Annotated in this window: 23 protein-coding genes; 16 read left to right on the forward strand and 7 right to left on the reverse strand. The window is 38.8% G+C overall.

The features are described from left to right. Positions 1 to 25 precede the first annotated feature (25 nt). The 4 genes from DCO56_RS27810 (at position 26) to DCO56_RS27825 (ending at position 2,986) form a co-directional block, all read left to right on the forward strand. The gene (locus DCO56_RS27810) at positions 26 to 772 is read left to right on the forward strand and encodes a hypothetical protein (RefSeq protein WP_108636945.1); all 747 of its coding nucleotides are present in this window, start codon (positions 26 to 28) and stop codon (positions 770 to 772) included. A gap of 36 nt (positions 773 to 808) precedes the next feature. Further along, a complete protein-coding gene (locus DCO56_RS27815; RefSeq protein ID WP_108636946.1) occupies positions 809 to 1,264 on the forward strand; it encodes an NUDIX domain-containing protein in 456 nt (151 codons plus the stop codon). A gap of 368 nt (positions 1,265 to 1,632) precedes the next feature. After that, the gene (locus tag DCO56_RS27820) at positions 1,633 to 2,010 is read left to right on the forward strand and encodes an ISAon1 family transposase N-terminal region protein (protein ID WP_245935753.1); all 378 of its coding nucleotides are present in this window, start codon (positions 1,633 to 1,635) and stop codon (positions 2,008 to 2,010) included. Then, a complete protein-coding gene (locus DCO56_RS27825) occupies positions 2,003 to 2,986 on the forward strand; it encodes an ISAon1 family transposase (protein ID WP_245935752.1) in 984 nt (327 codons plus the stop codon). Before DCO56_RS27820 ends, DCO56_RS27825 begins: the two co-directional genes overlap by 8 nt. A 112-nt stretch (positions 2,987 to 3,098) precedes the next feature. Here DCO56_RS27825 and DCO56_RS27830 read toward each other — a convergent pair whose 3' ends face one another. Continuing rightward, on the reverse strand, positions 3,099 to 3,812 hold the full coding sequence (locus tag DCO56_RS27830) for a class I SAM-dependent methyltransferase (protein WP_108636947.1): 714 nt from the start codon (positions 3,810 to 3,812) through the stop codon (positions 3,099 to 3,101). Between the two features lie 196 nt (positions 3,813 to 4,008). Between DCO56_RS27830 and DCO56_RS27835 the strand changes: the two genes are divergently transcribed. Together DCO56_RS27835 and DCO56_RS27840 are read left to right on the forward strand one after the other, a co-directional pair. Further along, positions 4,009 to 4,890 carry a LysR family transcriptional regulator gene (locus DCO56_RS27835; RefSeq protein ID WP_108636948.1) on the forward strand — a complete coding sequence of 294 codons (882 nt, stop codon included), beginning with the start codon at positions 4,009 to 4,011 and terminating at the stop codon, positions 4,888 to 4,890. A gap of 75 nt (positions 4,891 to 4,965) precedes the next feature. Continuing rightward, complete coding sequence (locus DCO56_RS27840) at positions 4,966 to 6,063, forward strand: serine hydrolase domain-containing protein (protein ID WP_245935930.1); 1,098 nt, start codon at positions 4,966 to 4,968, stop codon at positions 6,061 to 6,063. 150 nt (positions 6,064 to 6,213) lie between these two features. Here the strand turns inward: DCO56_RS27840 and DCO56_RS27845 are convergent, their stop codons facing one another. Both DCO56_RS27845 and DCO56_RS27850 read right to left on the reverse strand, forming a co-directional pair. Then, the gene (locus tag DCO56_RS27845) at positions 6,214 to 6,738 is read right to left on the reverse strand and encodes a glutathione peroxidase (protein ID WP_108636950.1); all 525 of its coding nucleotides are present in this window, start codon (positions 6,736 to 6,738) and stop codon (positions 6,214 to 6,216) included. A gap of 12 nt (positions 6,739 to 6,750) precedes the next feature. Then, positions 6,751 to 7,617: an N-acetylglucosamine kinase gene (locus tag DCO56_RS27850; RefSeq protein WP_108636951.1), complete on the reverse strand. Its 867-nt coding sequence runs from the start codon at positions 7,615 to 7,617 to the stop codon at positions 6,751 to 6,753. A 258-nt stretch (positions 7,618 to 7,875) separates the two neighbouring features. Here DCO56_RS27850 and DCO56_RS27855 point away from each other — a divergent pair, with 258 nt between their 5' ends. Beyond that, positions 7,876 to 9,621, forward strand: coding sequence for a M61 family metallopeptidase (locus DCO56_RS27855; RefSeq protein ID WP_108636952.1), 1,746 nt, complete (start codon positions 7,876 to 7,878; stop codon positions 9,619 to 9,621). A gap of 96 nt (positions 9,622 to 9,717) precedes the next feature. On the opposite strand, the gene DCO56_RS27860 is transcribed toward DCO56_RS27855, so the two are convergent. Then, entirely contained in the window at positions 9,718 to 10,218 is a 501-nt protein-coding gene (locus DCO56_RS27860) for a hypothetical protein (RefSeq protein ID WP_108636953.1), read from the reverse strand. Positions 10,219 to 10,386: 168 nt separating this feature from the next. On the opposite strand from DCO56_RS27860, the gene DCO56_RS27865 reads away from it, so the two are divergent. After that, positions 10,387 to 12,153 (forward strand): AMP-dependent synthetase/ligase, encoded by a 1,767-nt coding sequence (locus DCO56_RS27865; RefSeq protein WP_108636954.1) that lies wholly within the window; start codon positions 10,387 to 10,389, stop codon positions 12,151 to 12,153. Between the two features lie 35 nt (positions 12,154 to 12,188). Further along, the gene (locus DCO56_RS27870) at positions 12,189 to 13,190 is read left to right on the forward strand and encodes a YihY/virulence factor BrkB family protein (RefSeq protein ID WP_108636955.1); all 1,002 of its coding nucleotides are present in this window, start codon (positions 12,189 to 12,191) and stop codon (positions 13,188 to 13,190) included. A gap of 5 nt (positions 13,191 to 13,195) precedes the next feature. Here DCO56_RS27870 and DCO56_RS27875 read toward each other — a convergent pair whose 3' ends face one another. After that, positions 13,196 to 13,882: a hypothetical protein gene (locus DCO56_RS27875; protein ID WP_108636956.1), complete on the reverse strand. Its 687-nt coding sequence runs from the start codon at positions 13,880 to 13,882 to the stop codon at positions 13,196 to 13,198. 66 nt (positions 13,883 to 13,948) lie between these two features. Further along, positions 13,949 to 14,560, reverse strand: a complete 612-nt coding sequence (locus tag DCO56_RS27880) for a WbqC family protein (protein WP_108636957.1) — start codon at positions 14,558 to 14,560, stop codon at positions 13,949 to 13,951. Positions 14,561 to 14,648: 88 nt separating this feature from the next. Here DCO56_RS27880 and DCO56_RS27885 point away from each other — a divergent pair, with 88 nt between their 5' ends. From DCO56_RS27885 to rplI, 7 genes are all read left to right on the forward strand, one after another. Next, positions 14,649 to 15,515 (forward strand): lysophospholipid acyltransferase family protein, encoded by an 867-nt coding sequence (locus DCO56_RS27885; protein ID WP_108636958.1) that lies wholly within the window; start codon positions 14,649 to 14,651, stop codon positions 15,513 to 15,515. Continuing rightward, the gene (locus DCO56_RS27890) at positions 15,512 to 16,543 is read left to right on the forward strand and encodes a glycosyltransferase family 2 protein (protein WP_108636959.1); all 1,032 of its coding nucleotides are present in this window, start codon (positions 15,512 to 15,514) and stop codon (positions 16,541 to 16,543) included. The genes DCO56_RS27885 and DCO56_RS27890 overlap by 4 nt, the downstream gene beginning before the upstream one ends. 119 nt (positions 16,544 to 16,662) lie before the next feature. After that, the gene (gene ligA, locus DCO56_RS27895; RefSeq protein ID WP_108636960.1) at positions 16,663 to 18,687 is read left to right on the forward strand and encodes an NAD-dependent DNA ligase LigA; all 2,025 of its coding nucleotides are present in this window, start codon (positions 16,663 to 16,665) and stop codon (positions 18,685 to 18,687) included. A gap of 37 nt (positions 18,688 to 18,724) precedes the next feature. Continuing rightward, positions 18,725 to 19,603, forward strand: a complete 879-nt coding sequence (gene dapA / locus DCO56_RS27900; protein WP_108636961.1) for a 4-hydroxy-tetrahydrodipicolinate synthase — start codon at positions 18,725 to 18,727, stop codon at positions 19,601 to 19,603. A 146-nt stretch (positions 19,604 to 19,749) separates the two neighbouring features. Next, on the forward strand, positions 19,750 to 20,118 hold the full coding sequence (gene rpsF, locus DCO56_RS27905) for a 30S ribosomal protein S6 (protein WP_104385828.1): 369 nt from the start codon (positions 19,750 to 19,752) through the stop codon (positions 20,116 to 20,118). Continuing rightward, the gene (rpsR, locus tag DCO56_RS27910) at positions 20,118 to 20,381 is read left to right on the forward strand and encodes a 30S ribosomal protein S18 (RefSeq protein ID WP_028071347.1); all 264 of its coding nucleotides are present in this window, start codon (positions 20,118 to 20,120) and stop codon (positions 20,379 to 20,381) included. The genes rpsF and rpsR overlap by 1 nt, the downstream gene beginning before the upstream one ends. Positions 20,382 to 20,396: 15 nt before the next feature. Further along, positions 20,397 to 20,840 (forward strand): 50S ribosomal protein L9, encoded by a 444-nt coding sequence (gene rplI / locus DCO56_RS27915; protein WP_104385829.1) that lies wholly within the window; start codon positions 20,397 to 20,399, stop codon positions 20,838 to 20,840. 568 nt (positions 20,841 to 21,408) lie between these two features. Here rplI and trxA read toward each other — a convergent pair. Further along, a complete protein-coding gene (trxA, locus tag DCO56_RS27920) occupies positions 21,409 to 21,729 on the reverse strand; it encodes a thioredoxin (RefSeq protein WP_104385830.1) in 321 nt (106 codons plus the stop codon). Positions 21,730 to 21,785 lie beyond the last annotated feature (56 nt).

Consider the following 21,785-nt stretch of genomic DNA (forward strand, 5'->3'; position numbering starts at 1 on the left):
GCAATTAACAAAATCACAGTCCAAGATGAGTACAATACATTTATTTGACGATAGTAATAATGCGAACGACAATCGCCTGGGGGATCTCGAAAAAACCATCATCATCAACAATCTGATGGAGGTTCCTTTTGACGAGCGGGATGAATTATGGCGCGATACTTTCTTAAACAACATAGCAGAATGCACCCTAAAGCTTGCTGAAACTGAAGTTGTGATCGGTCCGGACGGATTTCCTTATTTTCAGTTGGAAAGTGTGCCCAAGGATCAAAATTTTCAGGCTTTCGTCATCAAAAATCGCTTGAAAGATTTTGTATTGCCGAAAGGTTTTGGTATCGCCATCAATACACAAAATGCAAACCCGGATTGGGTCTTTACCTATGGCGATTTGGTTAATTATTTCTTGAACGACGAGTTTTATACAGACCAGAGCATTTTTTCACAAAAAAATGAACAGACCACCATTGGTAAAGATGAAGAAATATTAGTTGGTCAACCATCGGAAACAATCCTCCCGCGTCATGTCCGGACACAGCTCCGTGAGTTTTTGGATTATTATGGTGTAAAGAACGCCAAAATTATGCTTATTGCACGTAATTATAAAGACGAAGAAAAAGTGTCTCAAGATCTGGTCTTTAATATTGTTGCCAATCAATTTAGGACAGAAAAAGAATTCACGAATATCATGGAAGCAATCGGCTGGTTCTTGCCAAGACATTATTCCTATATCGGATTAGATGAGTTTGCGATTGAAAATGGCTTTATGCCATTGTAAAAGAAAAAATTTGATTATATAAATAGAGAATAAATAATGTTTCCATTTAACGTAAGAGTATACGGAATATTGATCAACGAGAAAGAGGAAGTGCTGATCAGTGACGAGAGGACGGAAAATGTTTCATTTACCAAATTTCCGGGCGGAGGATTAGAATATGGAGAGGGGCTATTAGAGGCTCTAATCAGAGAATACCAAGAAGAGTGTGCATTTGACATTGACGTCGTTAAGCATATCTATACAACTGATTTTTACGAGAAATCAAGTTTCAATGATAGTCAGATCATATCAATTTACTATCAGGTCAAAAATACTTCAGCCATTCAGATTAGAACAACCTCCAAGGCATTTGACTTTGATCCGAACGAGAAAGTGGAAGATAATAAACGTCAGTCTTTCCGATGGGTTCCTGTCCATGTACTTAGGATAGCAGATCTAACATTTAAAACCGATCAAGTTGCCTGGACAGAATTTTTGAAAACGCTGAAATGATAAGATTTTTTTTAATTTTCGTCAATTTTATTTGTATTTAAAAAATAAACACATATCTTTACGTAAACCAATGGAAATACTTTGTTTTTTTAAAGTATTGACCTTAATAATTACATTTTATTATTTTTTTGATATCTCGTAAGACGAGATGAGTGAAGAGAAAAGCGATATCAAACAGACATTGGTTTATTGAATTTGTAAATTCCTAGTCCTATAGGTTTTTTAATAGTTAGTGTGATTTTATGGCGATACTCCCCGTATCGCCTTATTTTTTTGTCTTATTATACGCTGCCACCTGACACCTTTATTTAGAGTCTTTTATGGATCAAGCATAATTCTTGGGGGGAATTGAAAAAATACTTAGTTTAGTGTTTTTAAAAACTAGAGAACACTTGGAAGCTGCCGAACGTAAATTATTATCCTTGTTAATGCCCGAAGGGCTATTAGAATATTTTCAGATTTTAGAAGTAGATCAGGTAGAAGATCAACTTCATATCTATTTAGATGAGCTTAATATTACTCCAGCGGGTTATGAAAATAGTAACCTAGAATCAAAAGGTTTTATGCCTTCTACGGAGATTTCCGATTTTCCCATTCGGGGGCAGAAAGTTACCCTGCATATCCGTCGTCGTCGTTGGACTGTTTTGGACACTGGAGAGATTATCACAAGAGATTGGAATCTAGTACGTGAGGGTACCCGAATGACAACAGAATTCGGGCTTTTTTTAAAGAAGATATTTGGATAACCATCCTGTAAGTGCCCAGTTAGTAGGTTTGTTCTTTCAGATGGATGGCAAGCTGCTACAAGATCAATATAAGAATCATCTGAGCGATTTCCATGATTGGGATCAAAAATCACATGCAGAGAATTGGACACTATTTCCACAGAATATAGCTGAACACTTAAGTATTGATGAGACCAGTTTTAGTAATGGTGAACTTTATACCATTGTAAGTAGTAAATCTGCAAAAGGTAGGAAAGGAACCATTCTAGCGACAATCAAGGGAACAAAAGCGGAAGATATTATCGCTGTATTAGAGCGAATTCCTCTTGGTACAAGAAACAAGGTTAAAGAGGTGACCATGGATATGGCTCCTAATATGGCTAAGGCTATCCGTAGATGTTTCAGAAATGCCAGGCGGGTAATAGATCGTTTTCATGTTCAAAAGCTAGCATACGATGCTGTTCAGGAACTACGGATCCAGTATCGCTGGGAAGTATTGGATATAGAAAGCCAAAAAATAAAGGATGCAAGAAAGCAAAGTCTTCCTTATGAGCCAGAGGTATTATCCAATGGAGACACCATCAGGCAACTATTGGCTAGATCTAGACATCTGTTGTTCAAGCACCCTGGGCGGTGGACAGAAAGTCAAAAACATCGTGCAGAGTTATTGTTTATTCGCTTCCCAAAGCTAAGACAAGCATATGATTTAGGGATTGCTCTGGGTGCTATTTTTACCAAATGCAAAGACAAAACACTTGCCTTTACCAAATTGGGTCTGTGGCATAATCAAGTGGAGAATGCGGGCATCCTATCTTTTGAGAGTGTAGCAAAGTCTATTGCAGCACACCACCCTGAAATCCTGCATTACTTTGACAACAGGAGCACAAATGCTTCAGCTGAGTCTTTCAATGCTAAATTAAAGGCTTTTCGCAGTGTATTCCGTGGTGTAAGAGATACTACTTTTTTCTTGTATAGGGTGATGAAATTGTATGCCTAATTATCTTTAACCCCCAAACTTTCGGTATGATCCTCTTTTATACATCCCGGGAGCACGGTTAGATACTCGCTCTCATTTCAAACCCCGGCAACGACAGCAACAATTGCGGATCCTATTTGAATGCGACGAAAGAGGCAAAACACAAATTTTTATGCAATACATCGATATCTTTAAATCCGACTTTTGCCAATAGCTCAAGCTGATACACCAACGGTCTCGGTGTATCCTCATGTTCGATATAGGCAAAGACATGATCGCGATAGGCTTCATTCTGCAAATTCGTTAAGTAGGCTCCATATTTTTCGCGATAGATCAACTCTTGGAGAGGCGCACTATTTTGTTCGATAAGATCGAAAATCCATACGCTACCACCACTTTTGAGTAATCTAAATAGTTTCCGGAATGCAGTCTCCCAATCCTGATCGTCCCGCAGATGGTGTAATACCGCTGTCGCAATTATTACATCATATTTTCCCTCGGATAGATCGGCCTGCCGAAAATCGCCTTTGACCTGATGCACCCGCCCACTGGTAAGTGCTCCGACACGTTCTTTAGCACGTTCTAACATCGGTAAACTCAGATCAACTAAGGTAACATCTGGATTGGAACTGACTTTTTGCAATAATTTGACATCATAGTTACCTGCACCGCAGCCAATATCCAACACCCGCTCGAGATCCGGGTAAAGGGATGAAATCGCATCCGTTATAAGTTCCATATTCCATACGGCATCCAATGTCGTCGCCTGCCCTGTCTCTAAATTAGCAAACCGTTCGACATCCTTGTCAAATCGCGTTTCAATCTCCTGTAATGTTGCTTTATTCATAGTAATATATTTATTTACGAGCTAACTATGCTCTGTTGTCTTTCAATGAATACATCGTATCCGGGTCGTTTTGAAAAGCATGTCAGGCTTTTTCCGATAAGATAGGATATATAAATTTTAATTATTTAAAGGTAGGGTTAACTCGAATTCATTAAAAATATTTATTTTGTCATCGATTCATACCAAAAAAGTATCAATGGAAATCAGACATCTTATTTATTTCAAAACAGTAGCCGAGGAACTTCACTTCGGAAGAGCAGCCGAGCGTTTATTTATGTCCCAACCACCGCTAAGTAGACAGATCAAAGATCTTGAAGATGAGCTTGGTGTTATACTCTTCTTCAGAACAAATAAAAGGGTGGAACTGACTGAGGCTGGTAAATACTTTTTGGAAGAGGTGGGCGAGCTCCTCCAGAACTTAGAGCATAGCAAAACAATCACCAAACAGATTCATAACAATATTTCCGGAGAATTTAAATTAGGCTACATCAGTTCCACTCCCAAACAAATGTTGGCGACGGTATTAAAGCAGATTCAGCAAAAATTCCCCTATCTACGGGTCAGCCTATTTGAGACATCCACACAAAAACAAAAAGCAGCGTTAGAAAACGGAAAATTGGATCTCGGAATTATGCGTGCGCCCATATACGCTAGCGAGCTCCTGATCACACCGCTATTCGAAGACCCAATGGTCATTGTCGGGTCCACAGCAGTCGACTTCAAGGATATCAATTTTTTCAACGAGAATTTCATCTCCTTCAACCAAAAATATGCTTCTGAATATCATCGCTTAACAATCAATACCTGTAATCGCATGGGATTTGAGCCCAAGATTGTGCACCAGAGTAATTCCATGTCTTCCATCCTCGAATTGGTGTCACAAGGTTTAGGACTAGCTGTTGTTCCTGCATCAACGATAAAACAGTATCCTCATCTGAAATTAAAGATCATGAAACTAAATGATATAGATAGCAAAACAGAAGTAATTTTGGTTTCCAATATAAAAAGTAAGAACAGTGCGCTCGGAGAGTTCATTCAATGTATTCAAAAGGAATACCTTAAATTTAATAAAGCATAATAAAAAAACCGGACTGGTTTGTCCTGATTCAAACAATGAAAAAAGACCATCATTTCCCTGCTACAATTAACGCTGTTGCTCCCCGTACTATTGTTCGGACAGCAGGCATCAGAAATTGACCAGAAATTGCAGGCCATTATGCAGCACTATCAAGCAATAGGATTAAGTGTCGTACTCGTCAAAAACAACCAGATTGACTTTCATAAAAACTATGGTTACAAAAATATAAAAGACAAAACCCCGTTACAGGACAACGACATCTTCCGGATAGCTTCCATATCAAAGTCATTTACAGCCACCTCTTTTATGCAACTCTTAAAACAGGGCCACTGTTCTTTAGATGATGATTTCGGCGATCTAATTGGTTTCCCGATTAGAAATCCAAACTACCCTGAGGTAAAAATTACCCTGCGGATGGTACTTTCCCACACCTCCAGTATTAATGATAAAAACGGTTATTTTAATCTGGATGTGATCAATCCATCCAAAAATCCGAACTGGCAAGATTCATACAACAGTTATGCCCCGGGCAGCCAATATCAGTATTGTAATCTAAATTTTAATATGGCGGGAGCCGTATTGGAGAAACTGACGCAGATGCGTTTTGATAACTATATCTCCAAAAACATTCTCAAGCCATTGCAACTTTATGGTGGCTATTGTGTTGACTCGCTGGATCATTCGAGATTAGTCCCTTTATACTCATTCGATGACAAAGCTAATTTTATCGAAGAAGCAAACGCCTATGCCCCAAGACGCGAAGAACTTGCAGCCTATCAACCAGGCTATACGACCCCTGTACTCTCACCCACTGGTGGTATGAAAATATCAGCACTCGATCTTGCAAAATACATGCTCATGCACATGAACTATGGTACGGCTAACGGGAAAAAAATAATGGATAAAAAATATGCAAAGATCATGCAAACGGCGGTCAACAAGCAATCGGGTTATGGTCTCGCCATCATGAACGAAAGCAGCATTATTCCCGGCATCACTTTAACAGGACATACCGGATCTGCCTATGGTTTATACAGTGCGCTATTTTTTAATCCCGCAAAAAAATATGGATTCGTAGTGATCACCAACGGCTGCAACTTACCAGATAGCGAAAATTTCAATCCTTTGCTTAAAGATTGCATCCAAGCCCTGTATGATAGCTTTATAAAATAGGCTGAAGTCTAAAGACAGAGTCTGACTGTCTGTTTCAAGCAGTAAAGAAAAAAATTAAATGGATAGCAGCTTCCACAACAACCCATAAAAATACCCCCAAATAGTGTTCGACTTTTTGGGGGTATCGTATCGTTGAGCGTATGGATTGATTTATTTTTTATTCTCAACCCAGTTTACAATTGCCGGATCCAATGGATTGGTTGCTGATCGAAAGCGGTGTACCAGCTGACCATTTTCATCAATCAGGAATTTTTCGAAGTTCCATTTAATATCGCCGGTAAAATCAGGATTATTTTGTGTGATCAAATATTTAAATAATGGCGAAATCTGATCACCTTTCACATCTACCTTTTCTGCCATTAAAAAATCCACACCATAATTCCGCTCACAAAATTCTTGAATCTCGGTATTGGAACCCGGCTCCTGCTGTCCAAAGTTATTCGCCGGAAAACCAATGATCACCAATTTATCGCCAAAGGTCTTGTGCAGTTCTTCCAAGTCTTTATACTGTTTCGTAAAACCGCATTTAGACGCTGTATTGACGATCAAAATCTTCTTGCCTTTGAAATCGGACATTTTCACTTCCTGCCCTTCCAGGGTCTTAAAAGTGAAATTATAAATTTCGGGATTGCCAAATAACATTGACATATACACCATAATAGTTGCTATAATCATATTTTTTTTAGTTTAAAGACTCAACAATGAGTTACTCTCTCTTTCCAATACTGCATTGAACAATTCATTAATAGGTGACTTGAGGATTGTTCCGACCTTAATCTGATGCGTTTCACACACTTCACGTAATAATAAATCAAAACTGTAAGCAATTGACCCCACAAAGTGGCACTCATACTGATTATAATCAGCATAAGTTAAAATAGATGCCTGAACGAACTCTTCAAAACCACCTTTTACCAGGTCGATGATAAATGGATGGGTAATATTATCAGACATGAAAGGCGCAAAAGATGCTAAAAAAGCATTTGGCCGTTCCTTCTGATACACGTTTTTTATAACAATCTCTTTATTTATGCGGTATTTGACCGCAAATTTCTCGTTCAGATCTTTCGGCATACGCCCATAAAGAAATAAACGAAGAAGCTTTTTCCCAAAATAGGCCCCAGAGCCTTCATCTCCCAACACATAACCGTTGCCATTGTGCGAAGGCATCAGCTCTTCGCCATCAAAAAAGCTCAGGTCTGATCCTGTACCAAGCGTGGCAACATATCCTTTTTTATTGCCACAGGTTGCCAACGCACATCCGAAAAGATCATTCTCAACAGCGATATAAGCATTTTCGAACAGGGGGGTCAAGGCATTTGAAACCATTTCACGGCGATCTGGGGTAATGCAGCCAGCTCCAAAAAAATAAAGCTCCGTAACCTCATCCGCATAAGGTATTATTTCGGGTATCTCTTTAATAACCCGTGTAATTTCTTTTTCGTTAACGAAAAAAGGATTGAGTCCATTTGTACTGAACGAAATAGGTGCACTGTCGGGCAATTCCAATTTCCAATCTGACTTTGACGAGCCACTATCAACAACTAAGATCATACAAATTCTTGATTATTTTCCCCTGATAAACTAGTGTATCAAATATACAAAAATTACGTCCAAACTGAAACGACGATTCTTAAAGAAAATACGTATCTTGGATTTCTTATGTGACATCTTTACAATCCAATGAAACTTTTTAAATCAATCAAAGTCTAAGGGATTTAATGAACTATTGAAGAACCAATAAAACATTTTTTTGTTTGATTTAAGCATAAGATACTTTTAATTTTGTAGCGCATACTAAAATCATCTTTCATGGATAGTGACCATTTAAATATACCCATAATAAACTTTGAGGTATCTTTTCCAGAAGTACAGGCTCATTACATTAACGTAAAAATGAGCATAAAAAAACTCAATCAGCCTTATGTTGATCTCAAAATGCCAGTTTGGTCGCCAGGCTCCTATTTAATTCGTGAATATGCAAAAAATGTAGAGCGGTTTAAACCTGTTGATACCGACGGAAATCCCATTCCTTTCCGCAAAATTTCAAAAAATACCTGGCGTGTTACAACAGATGCACTGGATCAGCTGGATATCAGCTATGCCGTATATGGCTTTGAAGTTTCTGTCCGCACGAACTTTTTCGACAGCGACCACGCATTTATAGTTCCAACAGCCACATTTCTACATATTGACGGTTATATCAACATTCCTTCGCGAATTGTTATCGTGCCAAAAGAGACTTGGAAAAATATTTCAACCGGACTGGAACGCCTGACTCAACATACTTTTCATGCACCTAATTTTGATGTTTTATATGATAGTCCGATTGAAGTAGGAAATCAGGATATCTGGAAGTTTCAGGCTGCGGGAGTAGAACATGAGTGTGCCATGGTCGGCGGTGGATCCTATGATAAAGAACGCCTTACAAAAGACATTACACGTATTGTGGAAGAAGAAACCCGTATCTGGGGATCAAATCCCAATAAACGTTACGTCATCATCACACACAATTATCAGTCCGGTGGCGGAGGACTTGAACACCTCAACTCCACGGTATTGGGTGCTTCGAGAAATGCCTATCGAAATGAAAATAGTTACAAAACATACCTGAGCCTCGTTGCCCATGAATATTTTCATTTATGGAATGTAAAGCGACTTCGCCCTAAAGCACTAGGACCTTTTGACTATGATGGAGAGAACTATACCACGGGCTTGTGGATCATGGAAGGCTTCACCTCATATTACGACAATTTAATCATTAAACGCTGTGGATTCTATGATGAAAAGGAATACCTGACATTATTGGCAAATGACTTCAATATTGTCCTGAACCGTCCGGGGCATGAAATACAATCTGCTGCTGCCTCGAGCTTTGACACCTGGATCAAATATTATAGGCCGGATGAAAATGCGATCAATTCGTCCATCTCCTATTATAATAAAGGAGCAATGCTTACCGCATTACTGGACATCAAAGTCATCGCAGCCACAGATGGAAAAATAAAATTGGATGATATCATCCGGGCGGCTTACGAAGAGTTTTTCTTAAACCTCGACCGTGGATTCGAAGAAAATGAATTCCAGAGCCTTGCGGAACGTATTGCGGGCACTTCACTGGATGACATATTCCAGGCAGCCCACCAGGACGGTGAACTCGATTACAATGCTTATTTCAATTTGGTGGGTTATGAAATTGTAGACAGCAACAAAGATAAGGAGACCTTAACATTGGGCATCACGACCAACAAAATAGATGGATTGATCAGCATCGCGACCGTTGAAAAAGGAACTGGCGCCTATGATGCAGGATTGAGTGTAAAAGATGAATTGATTGCAATAAATAATGTCAGATTAGATGTAAAAGACAAGGAGATCGATTTCATTACACAGCATGCTGCTGACGGCGACCTATTGAATTTCCTTATTGCAAGAGATGGGATCGTGCGGGAAATACCGGTCCAAATCAGAAAGAACAACAAGAAAATCTATGAGATCCGCCAGCTAAAAGAACAGACATTCTTACAGGAGCTACTGGGAAAAATCTGGATGGCCTGACCTGAATATTCCGGAGACAATTACATCGTGACGCTTTAGCCACCGGCAATCTTTAAACAGCCCCGGCAAAAATATATTTTTGCCGGGGCTGTTTATTTAGAACTTATATCTTACCGAGAATCCGATAGGATCAAATATCTTGAGACTGGATTCATTCAGAAAATCAAAATAAGGTTTTACATCCAATGAAATCTGAAAGGGAGCCTGAGGGATATTATATTCAATCCCCACAATACCGTCTATACTTAAATTAAGATGGGAGTCAAACGAATGGCGCTGCCCCTCTATAATTTTATCCTTTTCTTTGTAAGAACCGATACTTCCACCAAAGCCATAGTACCAATTTAGACCAGCTGTCAAAGGTTTGTAAATCTCGTATAATCCAACGACACGAAATCGTCGATAATCGGAATTGCTCTGAATACTCATAATACCTTCCAAAGCGTGATTCGAATTAAGCGTATGACGGTAAGTAATTCCTTGAGCAGAACCAAATCGCCCTCCAATAGCGCCTCTATTATCCAACTGAGCTACAGCTTTATTGGACAATGCACCAAACATCAGCATTCCACCGACAGCCAAAAATATTTTTCTCATAAAAATTGAACGCGTTATATGCTTCTTTATATATTCCAAAAGTAACAATTACAGCTATAACGACACAATGTTTAATTTGTTATGACATTAATCCAATATCAACAACTTTATTTCTGATATTTTTTTTATATTTAAGTCAGTAGTGGTAACCAAATAAACTGAAGTGATATGGGCAGAATTTTTGACTTTATAACCTTATATAAAGAAAAATACGCAAAGGACATTATGGTGGCAGGACGAGATGCCAGTGGCAGCTGGAAAACGTATTCTACCAAAGAATATACAGCAGCAATCGACACCTTGAGTAGGGCACTCCTAAAGTTGGACCTGAAGAAGGGGGATCGTGTGGGAATAATGTCCGGAAATAGGCCTGAATGGAATTTGGTTGATTTTGCCTGCAATCAAATAGGACTTGCAACAGTACCCCTCTATCCTACTTTGTCGGCACAGGATCTGTCATTCATCGTCAACGATTCGGATGTCAAAGTACTATTTGTAAGCAATAAAGAATTGACTGCGCGTATTGGGCAAGCAATCAAAGAACATGGTATACAGCCACGGGTGTATACGTTTGACCAGATTGAAAATCATACCCCTTTAAACGAATTAATAGCCAGTGCAGTAGATGAAACCACCGATCTATCCGCCCATCGCGATAGCGTCACGGAGGATGACCTGTTGACCTTAATTTATACCTCAGGAACTACTGGACGTCCCAAGGGGGTGTACCTCTCGCATAAAAATGTCTATAGCAATGTCACCGCCTGTAATTATTTGATACGGGAAGATTTCAAAACGGCACTCAGCTTTCTTCCCTTATGTCATATTTTTGAACGTATGGTGGTATATATGTACTATTCAAAGGGGATTCAAATTTACTTCTCAGAAACCCTGGATAATGTCGTTGCCGATATCAATGATGTCAAACCAGATGTCTTTACCACAGTACCGCGTGTACTGGAAAAAGTCTATGACAAGATTATTGAAAAAGGGAAGGCGCTCACCGGAATTAAAAAGAATTTGTTCTTTTGGGCCGTGGACTTAGGGCTAAAATTTCAGGAGCCGGGCAAAAATGGATTATTTTACAGTTTGAAACTGCGTATTGCCCGCAAACTCATTTTTTCGAAATGGCAGGAAGCATTAGGAGGGAATATTAAGATTATCGTATCTGGTGGAGCAGCGCTTCAAGAGCGTTTAGCACGCATATTTTGGGCAGCCGACCTGAAAGTACTTGAAGGCTACGGTTTAACCGAAACCTCGCCAGTTATCGCCGTAAACTCCTATCTACCCAATGGGTTAAAATTTGGAACAGTCGGAAAGCCGCTTAAGAACCTTGAGGTAAAAATCGCTTCAGATGGTGAGATTCTTGTGAAAGGCCCCAGTATTACTACCGGATATTATCAAAATGAGGAGGCCACGAAAGAAGCTTTCGATGAAAATGGGTTCTTCAAAACCGGAGATATCGGTGAAATTACTCCGGATGGTTTTCTAAAAATCACCGACCGGAAGAAAGAGATGTTTAAAACTGCTGGCGGAAAATACATTGCCCCCCAGTCTATCGAAAATAAATTAATGGAATCCACCATGATCGGACAGGTCATGGTGATCGGTGAAAACAAAAAATTTCCAAGCGCACTGATCGTTCCCGCCTTTGATGTCCTTTCAAAATGGGCTGCTCAAAAAGGGATAACCAGTAATTCCAATGAAGAAATCATCAAAAATCCAGAAGTTATTCAAAAATATCAAGATGAAATAAACCGATTATCAAGTAACTTTGGCCATTGGGAGATTGTCAAGAAATTCATCCTTCTACCAAAAGAATGGACAATAAATGAGGGGCAGTTGACCCCAAAATTGAGTTTGAAACGAAAAGTTATTTTAAAAGAGAATGAAGCTGCGATCGACAAATTGTATGTAGAGCAGAATCAAGAATAACAATTTGCACGATTATTGGAGCGGATAATCTTATTATGAAGCAGGTTACACTAAAAGATCTATTTACATTCGGATACTGGAAAAATATTTGGCAAGTCATGATTGACGCCTTCAATGGATTCAATGATGACAAATGCATGAAGAAAAGTGCATCACTGGCTTATTATACAATCTTTTCCATAGGTCCCTTGCTGATGATCGTCATTTGGTGTATCGGTTTCTTTTATGGAGAACATCTTGAAAGTGGTTCTTCCGCACAGGATCAGGTACTCGAAGAGGTCATGGTACTTTTTGGGCAAGATGTGACCACACAGATTCAGTCCTATCTTCAGAAAATTACTTTTGAAAATAAATCCAATATGGGGATCACAATCGGTATTGTCACCCTGGTCATTTCCTCCACAACTTTGTTTGTAGATATCCAAGATTCAATAAACAACATCTGGAAAGTAAAGCCCAAACCCAAGAAAGGATGGTTAAAACTGATCATTAATAGACTTATTTCCTTTTCCATCGTGATCGCTTTAGGCTTTTTGTTAATTGCTTCCCTGATGATAAATGGGGTTATCGTTGCGGTGACCAATTTGGTCATGACTTATTTTCCCATCATCCCGATTGCCCTGATATCTTGGGTCAATACCGGCATCACATTTTCTGTTATTGTTATACTTTTTGGATTTATCTTTTCGTTTCTGCCCGATGCTAAGGTCAAATTCCGTGATATGCTCGGCGGGGCGATTTTCACCGGGCTTCTTTTTATGTTGGGCCGTTACGGTATCTCGCTTTATCTCAACCTTTCTTCCACGGCAAGTTTTTATGGTGCAGCTGGTTCGATCATCATCATGTTATTGTGGATCTATTATTCAGCCGCGATACTTTACTTTGGAGCAGAATTTACCAAATTTTATGCGATCAAATTTGGTGCAGGTATTGTCCCCTCGGCATTTGCCGTTGCCATTGAACAAACAGAAAAAGTAAAGAAAATGGGCACCGATGCCGAGGCCCATATCGGCGATACGATTCAGGTATTAAAGTAACCGCACTATTTTTTCTCTTTTTTCCCACTAATGGAGCCATCGATGCCAATCACGTCAATGACTCTGTCACCAATTTGTGTGATATCTGATTTCAGGCCAATCATTACGGTAAAAATATTGACGGGTGTATGCTGTATTTTTCTAAAATTATGCAGGTAACCCAATTCCAAGCCAAGAAAAAAGCCGTTAAATTTATAATCAGCTCCAGCACCTAATTTACTCGACAGATTAAAATGATTTTTATTTTCCATCTTAACGAGTTTCTCATCGATCAGCACATTCGCACGGGGCTCACTGGTCAATCCAACCCCCGGTCCCAGGAAGCCGTAAACATTCAGCCTGCGCATCTGTTTGCGCACGCCACCTGAAAAAGCAAAGGTATAAAAATTCGTATTTGCATCTTCGATACGATAGGCAAAATCGGGATCAGGCAGACGTTGCTTGTATTTGAATGACAAAGTATACAATGTCGGGGAGACAAAAAACATCGAGTTTTTGAGGGAGATATCCAAACCAATGCTACCTGAAAATTTAGGGGAAAGTATATCTTTGGTCTTGCCAATGGGGAAACCCATTCCAGTTGTTCCCCAATAATAAACTTTTCGGTAATGAATCGTGTCAACACCGCCCTGAGCATAGGTATCCATGCTCAGCAACAAAAGAAGAATGAAAGCAAGAAGAAATCTTTTCATTTAAAAGCGTTTAATACTGAATAAGAACAATATTAAACGCATAATGTTCAAGCTCTAAAAAATATTTTAAAGATAACTTTTGGATTGAGGCCCCTGGTTAAACAAAAGATCAATAATACTCAAATCCGGATAAAAACCGTTCTTGTCCAGGAAAACCTGATAATATTCTTTGGGAGCGACCAAAATGCTTTCCTTTTTTGGATGTATCACTTCGCGATAGTCAACTATTGCCGAATCATTTATGCGATATTCCTCTGTAAAGGAAAGTGTTCTTCGTAGTTTAATTGACTTGAGTATAAGTTCCAGTTGCGCCACATTAAAGTCCAACAGATAATCAAATTTTTCGTGATAAAAGCGACTAAAATCATCTTCATAATATTCAAAATACGCAGAGCTTCTGTAAGCTGTCTGAATACTCAACCAATGTAAACGTTGCCAGTCAAATTCATAACTGATCCGGATATCTTTCATCGGAACCCGATCTTTGTTGCCATGTTGGATCGGAACTATTAGATCCTGCACCCCATTGGCAGAAGCAATACGGGCCCTTGTGCGATAGCTTTGTTTTTGAAAATGTTCGTATTTTTCGATGACAAGCGGAAGATTATGCTCCTGTATGGTATGAAAATAAGATATCGGCGGAAGATAACATGCTGGAAGTAATAACTGCGATTCCATAAAAACTGATGATTTTTGTTATAAGTGACGCAAAAATAACTTAAATTAAGGATATTTGTAAAATACTACTGGGAATTTTAGCTATAGCATGAAACAAAAAGCGTTAAGCGCATTAATCTATATCATCTCTCTTCTCCCCTATTGGTTTCTATATTTGATTTCCGATGGGCTATATTATATTCTTTATTACATTATCGGATATAGAAAGACTATTGTATTTCAAAATTTAGAAAATGCTTTTCCTGAAAAGAGCGATGCCGAACGACTAGCAATCGCAAAAAAATTCTATCGCTTTTTTCCGGACTTACTTGTAGAATCCATCAAATTAAAAACAATTACCGCTGCTGAGGTCAGAAAAAAAATGACTTTGGATAATGAGGAAGAATTAGTCCGTCATCTCGCTTCCGGAAAAAATGTAATTGGAGTCACCTCACATTATGCCAATTGGGAACTTGGAATTCATCGCTTGAGTCTGATTACTGATTTCCCAACCCTGATAGTTTATAAACCACTAAATAACAAAGATATCGATACGGTATATAATACCATGCGGGGTCGCTTTGGCGCGGAAATGGTTCCAATGAAACAGATTCTTAGACATATCGTCAAATTAAAAGGGCAGCCCAATGTTAGTATGCTGGTCGCTGATCAGACCCCATTATATTCAGACTCTGATTATTTTATCAATTGGCTGAACCAGGAAACATTGGTCTATACGGGAGCTGAGCGGCTATCAAGAATAAGCAAAGCCCCTGTTGTATTTTGTTATATTGGCCGAAAGGCAAAAAGAGGACAATATTTCTGTAAGTTTGTGACTTTGGTGGAAGACCCTTCTGAATTTGCCGAACATGAAATAACCGATTTACACAATCGCTTTGCCGAGCAAATGATTCGTGAAAATCCCGAATATTGGCTTTGGTCGCATAATCGCTGGAAAAGGAAACGTAGAAAATGAGTAAATTACCAAAAGTAGCTGTTGTCATACTGAACTGGAATGGTCGTTTCTTCCTGGAGAAATTCTTACCTTCTGTCTACAACAGTTCTTATCCAAATATTGAGTTCGTCATTGGAGACAATGCATCGGATGATGACTCTATTTTATTCGTCAAGCAGTACTATCCCACCATTACCATTCTTGAAAACGACAAGAATTATGGTTTTGCCGGAGGTTATAACAAGGTCCTGGAACGTGTAGATGCAGATTATTATATCTTGCTGAATTCGGATGTGGAAGTATCTCAAAACTGGATAGAACCGGTTGTTGCTTATATGGAAAGCAACCCGAATATTGCGGCCGCACAGCCCAAGATCCTTTCCTTCCATAGTAAAGAGAAATTTGAGCATGCCGGTGCCGCCGGAGGTTATATGGACTACTTTGGCTTTCCATTCTGTAGAGGAAGAATTTTGCATGAAGTCGAGGAAGATCATGGTCAATATGATCAGGAATCTGAAATTTTCTGGGCATCGGGCGCTGCACTTTTTATTCGGGAAAAAGCCTGGAAAGAAGCAAATGGTTTAGATGAGGATTTTTTTGCCCATATGGAGGAAATTGATCTATGCTGGCGGTTAAAAAAAATGGGCTATGCTATTGGCTACTGCCCGACATCTGTCGTTTACCATGTCGGTGGTGGCACATTAAATGCGAGCAACCCCAAGAAGACCTATTTGAATTTTAGGAATAATCTGGTTATGTTGCAAAAGAATCTACCTTTGGGTAAGGCAATTTGGATAATTTTCCTGCGCCTCTGGTTTGATTTTGCCGCATTGATGAAATTTCTCATTGACCGAAAGCCGAAAGATGCCTGGGCGATCAGCCGTGCCCATCAGTATTTCTTCCTGAATATTTTCAAAAATGCTAGAAAACGAAAGAAATATCAGGCGACAGAAAATCAGAAAGGGCTGTATAATAATTCTGTCATTATTGATTTTTACGCGAATAATAAACATAAATTTTCGCAATTAAATCCGAAAGATTTTAAATAGGGTACTGAGCCCTCTAAACATAAAATGCACAAAAACGCATTTTAAAAATAAGGCACTCTTATCAACAAGATTCTTTATTTATTTTATTTAAACGTACTTTTTATTTGTAATTTTGCAACATGTCGGTGATGGATATTGAAAAAAAGATAAAAGACTTAACAGCAGAACTCAATCATTATAACTATCAATACTATGTATTGGCAGATAGTCTTATTTCAGATTATGACTTCGATCTCAAGCTAAAGGAACTCGAAGCACTGGAACGTCAATATCCAGCGTTCGCTGATCCTAACTCTCCCACACAACGCGTTGGGGGTGACATCACCTCCAAATTCAAAACAGAGAAACATCGTTGGCCCATGCTTTCGTTGGGCAATACCTACAGCCAGGAGGAGCTTTTTGATTTTGATCAACGGATCCGAAAGATCATTGGCGATCAGTTTGAGTATGTTTGTGAATTAAAATTCGACGGGCTTTCCATAAGCCTAACATATGAAAATGGACTACTCAAAAAAGCAGTTACCCGTGGGGATGGAACTCAAGGTGATGTGGTGACAAACAATATCAAAACGATCCGATCCATTCCGATCAGACTCAAAGAGGGTGACTATCCTAGCCAGTTTGAAATCCGGGGCGAGATATTTATGCATAAATCTGCGTTCCTTCGCCTGAATAAAGAACGCGAAGAGAACGCGGAACAGACTTATGCCAATCCACGCAATTTTGCTTCGGGCACAATAAAACTTCAGGATTCCGCGGAGGTAGCCAAAAGACCTTTAGATTGTTTTCTGTACTTTTTATACTGCGACAATAGAACCAACCTATTTCATGATCACTGGAACAGCTTAGAACATGTGAAAAGCTGGGGATTTCATGTCTGTGAACACACAAAAAAATGTAATTCACTGGCAGATGTCTTTGAATTCATTGACTATTGGGACACCGAACGACATAATCTCGGCTATGAAATCGACGGTATCGTTATCAAAGTGAATGATTATGCCCAACAGGAAGATTTAGGTTTTACAGCGAAGAACCCAAGATGGGCGATATCCTATAAATTCAAAGCGGAACGTGTTGAGACAACACTCAATACCATTAGCTACCAAGTAGGGCGTACCGGCGCAGTCACACCTGTAGCAAATCTCCAACCTGTCCTGTTGGCAGGAACGACGGTCAAACGCGCCTCTTTGCATAACGCCAATGAAATTGCCCGTTTAGATTTACATCAGGGCGATACCGTCTATGTAGAAAAAGGAGGCGAAATTATCCCCAAAATCATTGGTGTCAACCTTGAAAAAAGATTGCCGGATACAACAGCTTTCATCTACCCGGACAGCTGTCCGGAATGTGGTACAACATTAATTAGACAAGAGGGCGAAGCCGTGCATTACTGTCCCAATGAAACGGGATGTCCACCACAGATCGTTGGTAAAATGCAACATTTTATCGGACGTAAAATGATGGATATCGAGGGTATGGGCGACGAGACCGTGGAGACTTTCTTCAGAAAAGGACTATTGCATAACATTGTTGACATCTACGGACTAAAGGACCATCAAGAAGACTTACAACAATTGGAACGCTTTGGTCAAAAGTCAATCGACAATATGCTGGCAGGCATAGAAAAATCAAAAGAAAAACCCTTTGAGAAAGTATTATTCTCGTTGGGAATACGTCATGTCGGCGAAACAATCGCAAAAAAACTAGCGCAGCATTTTAAGAATATTGATGCCCTTGCTCAGGCATCTACAGAAGAAATCGAGGGTGTTCAGGATATCGGACGCCGCATCGCTGAAAGTGTCAAAGAATATCTGGACAACCCCATTCATCAGCAACAGCTCATTAGCTTAAGACATTATGGCTTAAAGCTGGAAATTGAAGAAAGGGAAATTATTCTAGCCAGTGAAAATCTCAGCGGAAAAACGTTTTTGATTTCAGGTGTATTTGCAGATTATTCCAGAGAACAGCTAGCGGAATTAATCGAGAGCAATGGGGGGAAAATGCTCTCCTCCATTTCTTCAAAATTGAATTATCTGGTGGCAGGAGATAAAATGGGGCCTTCCAAATTAGCGAAGGCAGAGAAACTGGGCATCCCGATGATTAATGAGCAAGATCTATTAGACCTTATTCATTCCAAATAGGATTTTTTAATTAAATTTATATAAATACAAAAACAAGATGAACGAGCTTCACGGCGCAGGAGTAGCATTGGTCACTCCTTTCAACTCAGATGAATCTGTTGATTTCGAGGCATTAGGTCAACTCATTGACTTGCAAATTAACGAGGGTATGGATTATTTGGTTTCTTTAGGTACAACTGGAGAAGTTGCCACATTGACTAAAGAAGAACGAAAGCGTATCTGGGATTTCACTGTCAAGCGCGTGAACGGTAGACTTCCTTTGGTGGCTGGTATAGGCGGCAACAATACGGCAGAGATTGTAGAACAGATCAAAGCGTTTGATCCGACCGGTTTCTGTGCTATTTTATCTGTATCTCCTTATTATAATAAACCAACACAGGAGGGAATTTACCAACATTATAAAGCTATCGCACAAGTTTCTCCACTGCCTGTTATATTATATAATGTACCGGGCCGTACGGGCAGTAATATGACCGCACAAACAACATTGCGCCTGGCCAATGATTTTTCAAATATTGTTGCAATAAAAGAAGCTTCCGGCAATTTTGCCCAATTCAGCGAGATCTTACGGGACAAACCGACAGATTTTCTATTGATCTCCGGCGACGATCCGGTCACTTTACCGATGATGGCACTCGGTGCGGCGGGTATTATTTCTGTTGTTGGAAATGCATTTCCAAAGCGTGTTGCTACACTGGCAAAGTTATGTGCAGAAGGCAATTATGCTAGCGCAAGAACAATACATAACGATTTACTGCAGATAACAGAACTTTGTTTTGTAGAAGGAAATCCTGCTGGTGTTAAATACATCCTCAAAAAATTGGGTATCGGTAACGATATTTTACGCCTACCATTGGTAAGTGTCAGTGAAAAAACACAGGCCGCTATAAAAGAAGAAATGAGCAAATTAAACTAAGCGGTTATTTTGTCGTCACAGAAAAAGTTTAGATCTCCCTGCAGATCTAAACTTTTTTATTTTAAGGCGTTGCAATATAACAATATAATACCTACCTTTGCACTTCCACAAATGTGGAATTTTAAATAACAAAATTAATTAACAAAATGCAACAGTACGAATCTGTAATCGTTCTTACCCCGTTGCTTTCTGAAGATGCTGCGAAAGAAGTAATCGCAAAATTCAAAAACATCTTAACAGAAGGCGGAGCCGAGATTGTCGCTGAAGACAATTGGGGTTTGAAAAAATTAGCGTATCCAATCCAGAAAAAATCTACTGGATTTTATCACTTAACTGAATTCAAGGCTCCAGGTGAATTAATCAACAAATTAGAGGTTGAATACAAACGTGATGAGCGCATTATGCGTTTCTTGACTGTAAGTTTAGACAAACATGCTAGAGCTTACAACGAGAAAAAACGTAGCGGTGCATTCAACAAAAAAGCTGAAACTAAAACTGAGGAGGGCGCAAACTAATGGCTAACGAAAATATCCAATACGTAACTGCTCCTAAAGTAGAGGACAACCGTAAAAAATACTGTCGTTTCAAAAAGAATGGTATCAAATATATCGATTATAAAGATGCTAACTTCTTGATGAAATTTGTAAATGATCAAGGTAAAATCTTACCTCGTCGTTTAACTGGTACATCTTTGAAATTTCAACGTAAAGTAGCTCAAGCTGTTAAACGTGCTCGTCACATCGGTTTGTTACCTTACTTAGCTGATGCAATTAAATAAGGAGGACGATAGAAAATGGAAGTAATTTTAAAACAAGATATCAAAGGCTTAGGTGAGCAAAACGATATCGTTAATGTAAAACCAGGTTTCGGTCGTAACTACTTAATCCCCCAAGGATTTGCTATTCAAGCGACTGAATCTGCAAAGAAAGTTTTAGCTGAGAACATCAAACAAGCTCAGTTCAAACAAGATAAAATCAAAAAAGACGCTACTGAATTAGCTGGTAAATTGGAAGCTGTAAAACTTTCAATCGGCGCTAAAGCAGGTGAATCTGGTAAAATCTTTGGTAAAGTAAATAGCATCCAGATTGCTGATGCATTGAAAGCAAAAGGTTTTGACGTAGATCGTCGTCGTATTACATTCGAAGTTGAACCTAAAGAAATCGGCGAATATATCGCTAACTTAAACTTACACAAAGAAGTTAAAGTTCAAGTTCCTTTCGAAGTAGTAGCTGAATAAGTTTATTATTTAGTATAAGATAAAGAAGCGGCTATCCCAATGGATAGCCGCTTTTATTTGCACCTTACCTTACCTTACCTTACCTTACCTTACCTTACCTTACCTTACCTTACCTTACCTTACCTTACCTTACCTTACCTTACCTTACCTTACCTTACCTTACCTTACCTTACCTTAAAAACAAAAAACTCGCGCTGCTGAGAACAACGCGAGGCATAATCTAGGGTATTTGAAAGGGAAAATCTTTATTTATATCAAAATATCAACAAAAAACATAAAATAAAACAAATAATTCAATCAAATATTCGTTTTTCCTCCGTTTTCATATTCAAAAGAAGTAAAAAATATCCATTTATCAAAATAAAATCTATTTTATTTTGATAAAATAGATTTTAAACCATAAAAAACATATTAAAAACACCAAATAACACAACAAAACTGAATACATAGGCAAAACACGCACAAAAAACTTTAATAAAATCAAAACAAAAACAAAAATAAAGTGATAAAAACAAAAAAAAGACCTGAAATAAAAATACTTCAGGTCTTTTTTATTAAAAACGAATTATTACGCTAATTGTTTCTCTAATTTCTCATTTAAAACCGATTTTGGAACCGCTCCAATTTGTTTATCTACGATTTCTCCATTTTTGAAGAACAATAAAGCAGGAATATTACGGATACCGTAACGAACTGAAATTTCTGGATTTTCATCCACGTTTACTTTTCCTATCACAGCCTTACCTTCATAATCTTTAGCCAGCTCTTCAACAACAGGACCTACCATACGACATGGACCACACCATTCTGCCCAAAAATCAATTAATACGGGTTTGTCCGCTTTCAAAACAACTTCTTCGAAGTTGCTATCTGTAATTTCTAATGCCATAATCTTTTAATTTTATAAACCGAAGTTATATTTATGATACTACTTAATTGCTAAAA

The sequence above is a fragment of the Sphingobacterium athyrii genome (assembly GCF_003071065.1).
GTDB lineage: Bacteria > Bacteroidota > Bacteroidia > Sphingobacteriales > Sphingobacteriaceae > Sphingobacterium > Sphingobacterium athyrii.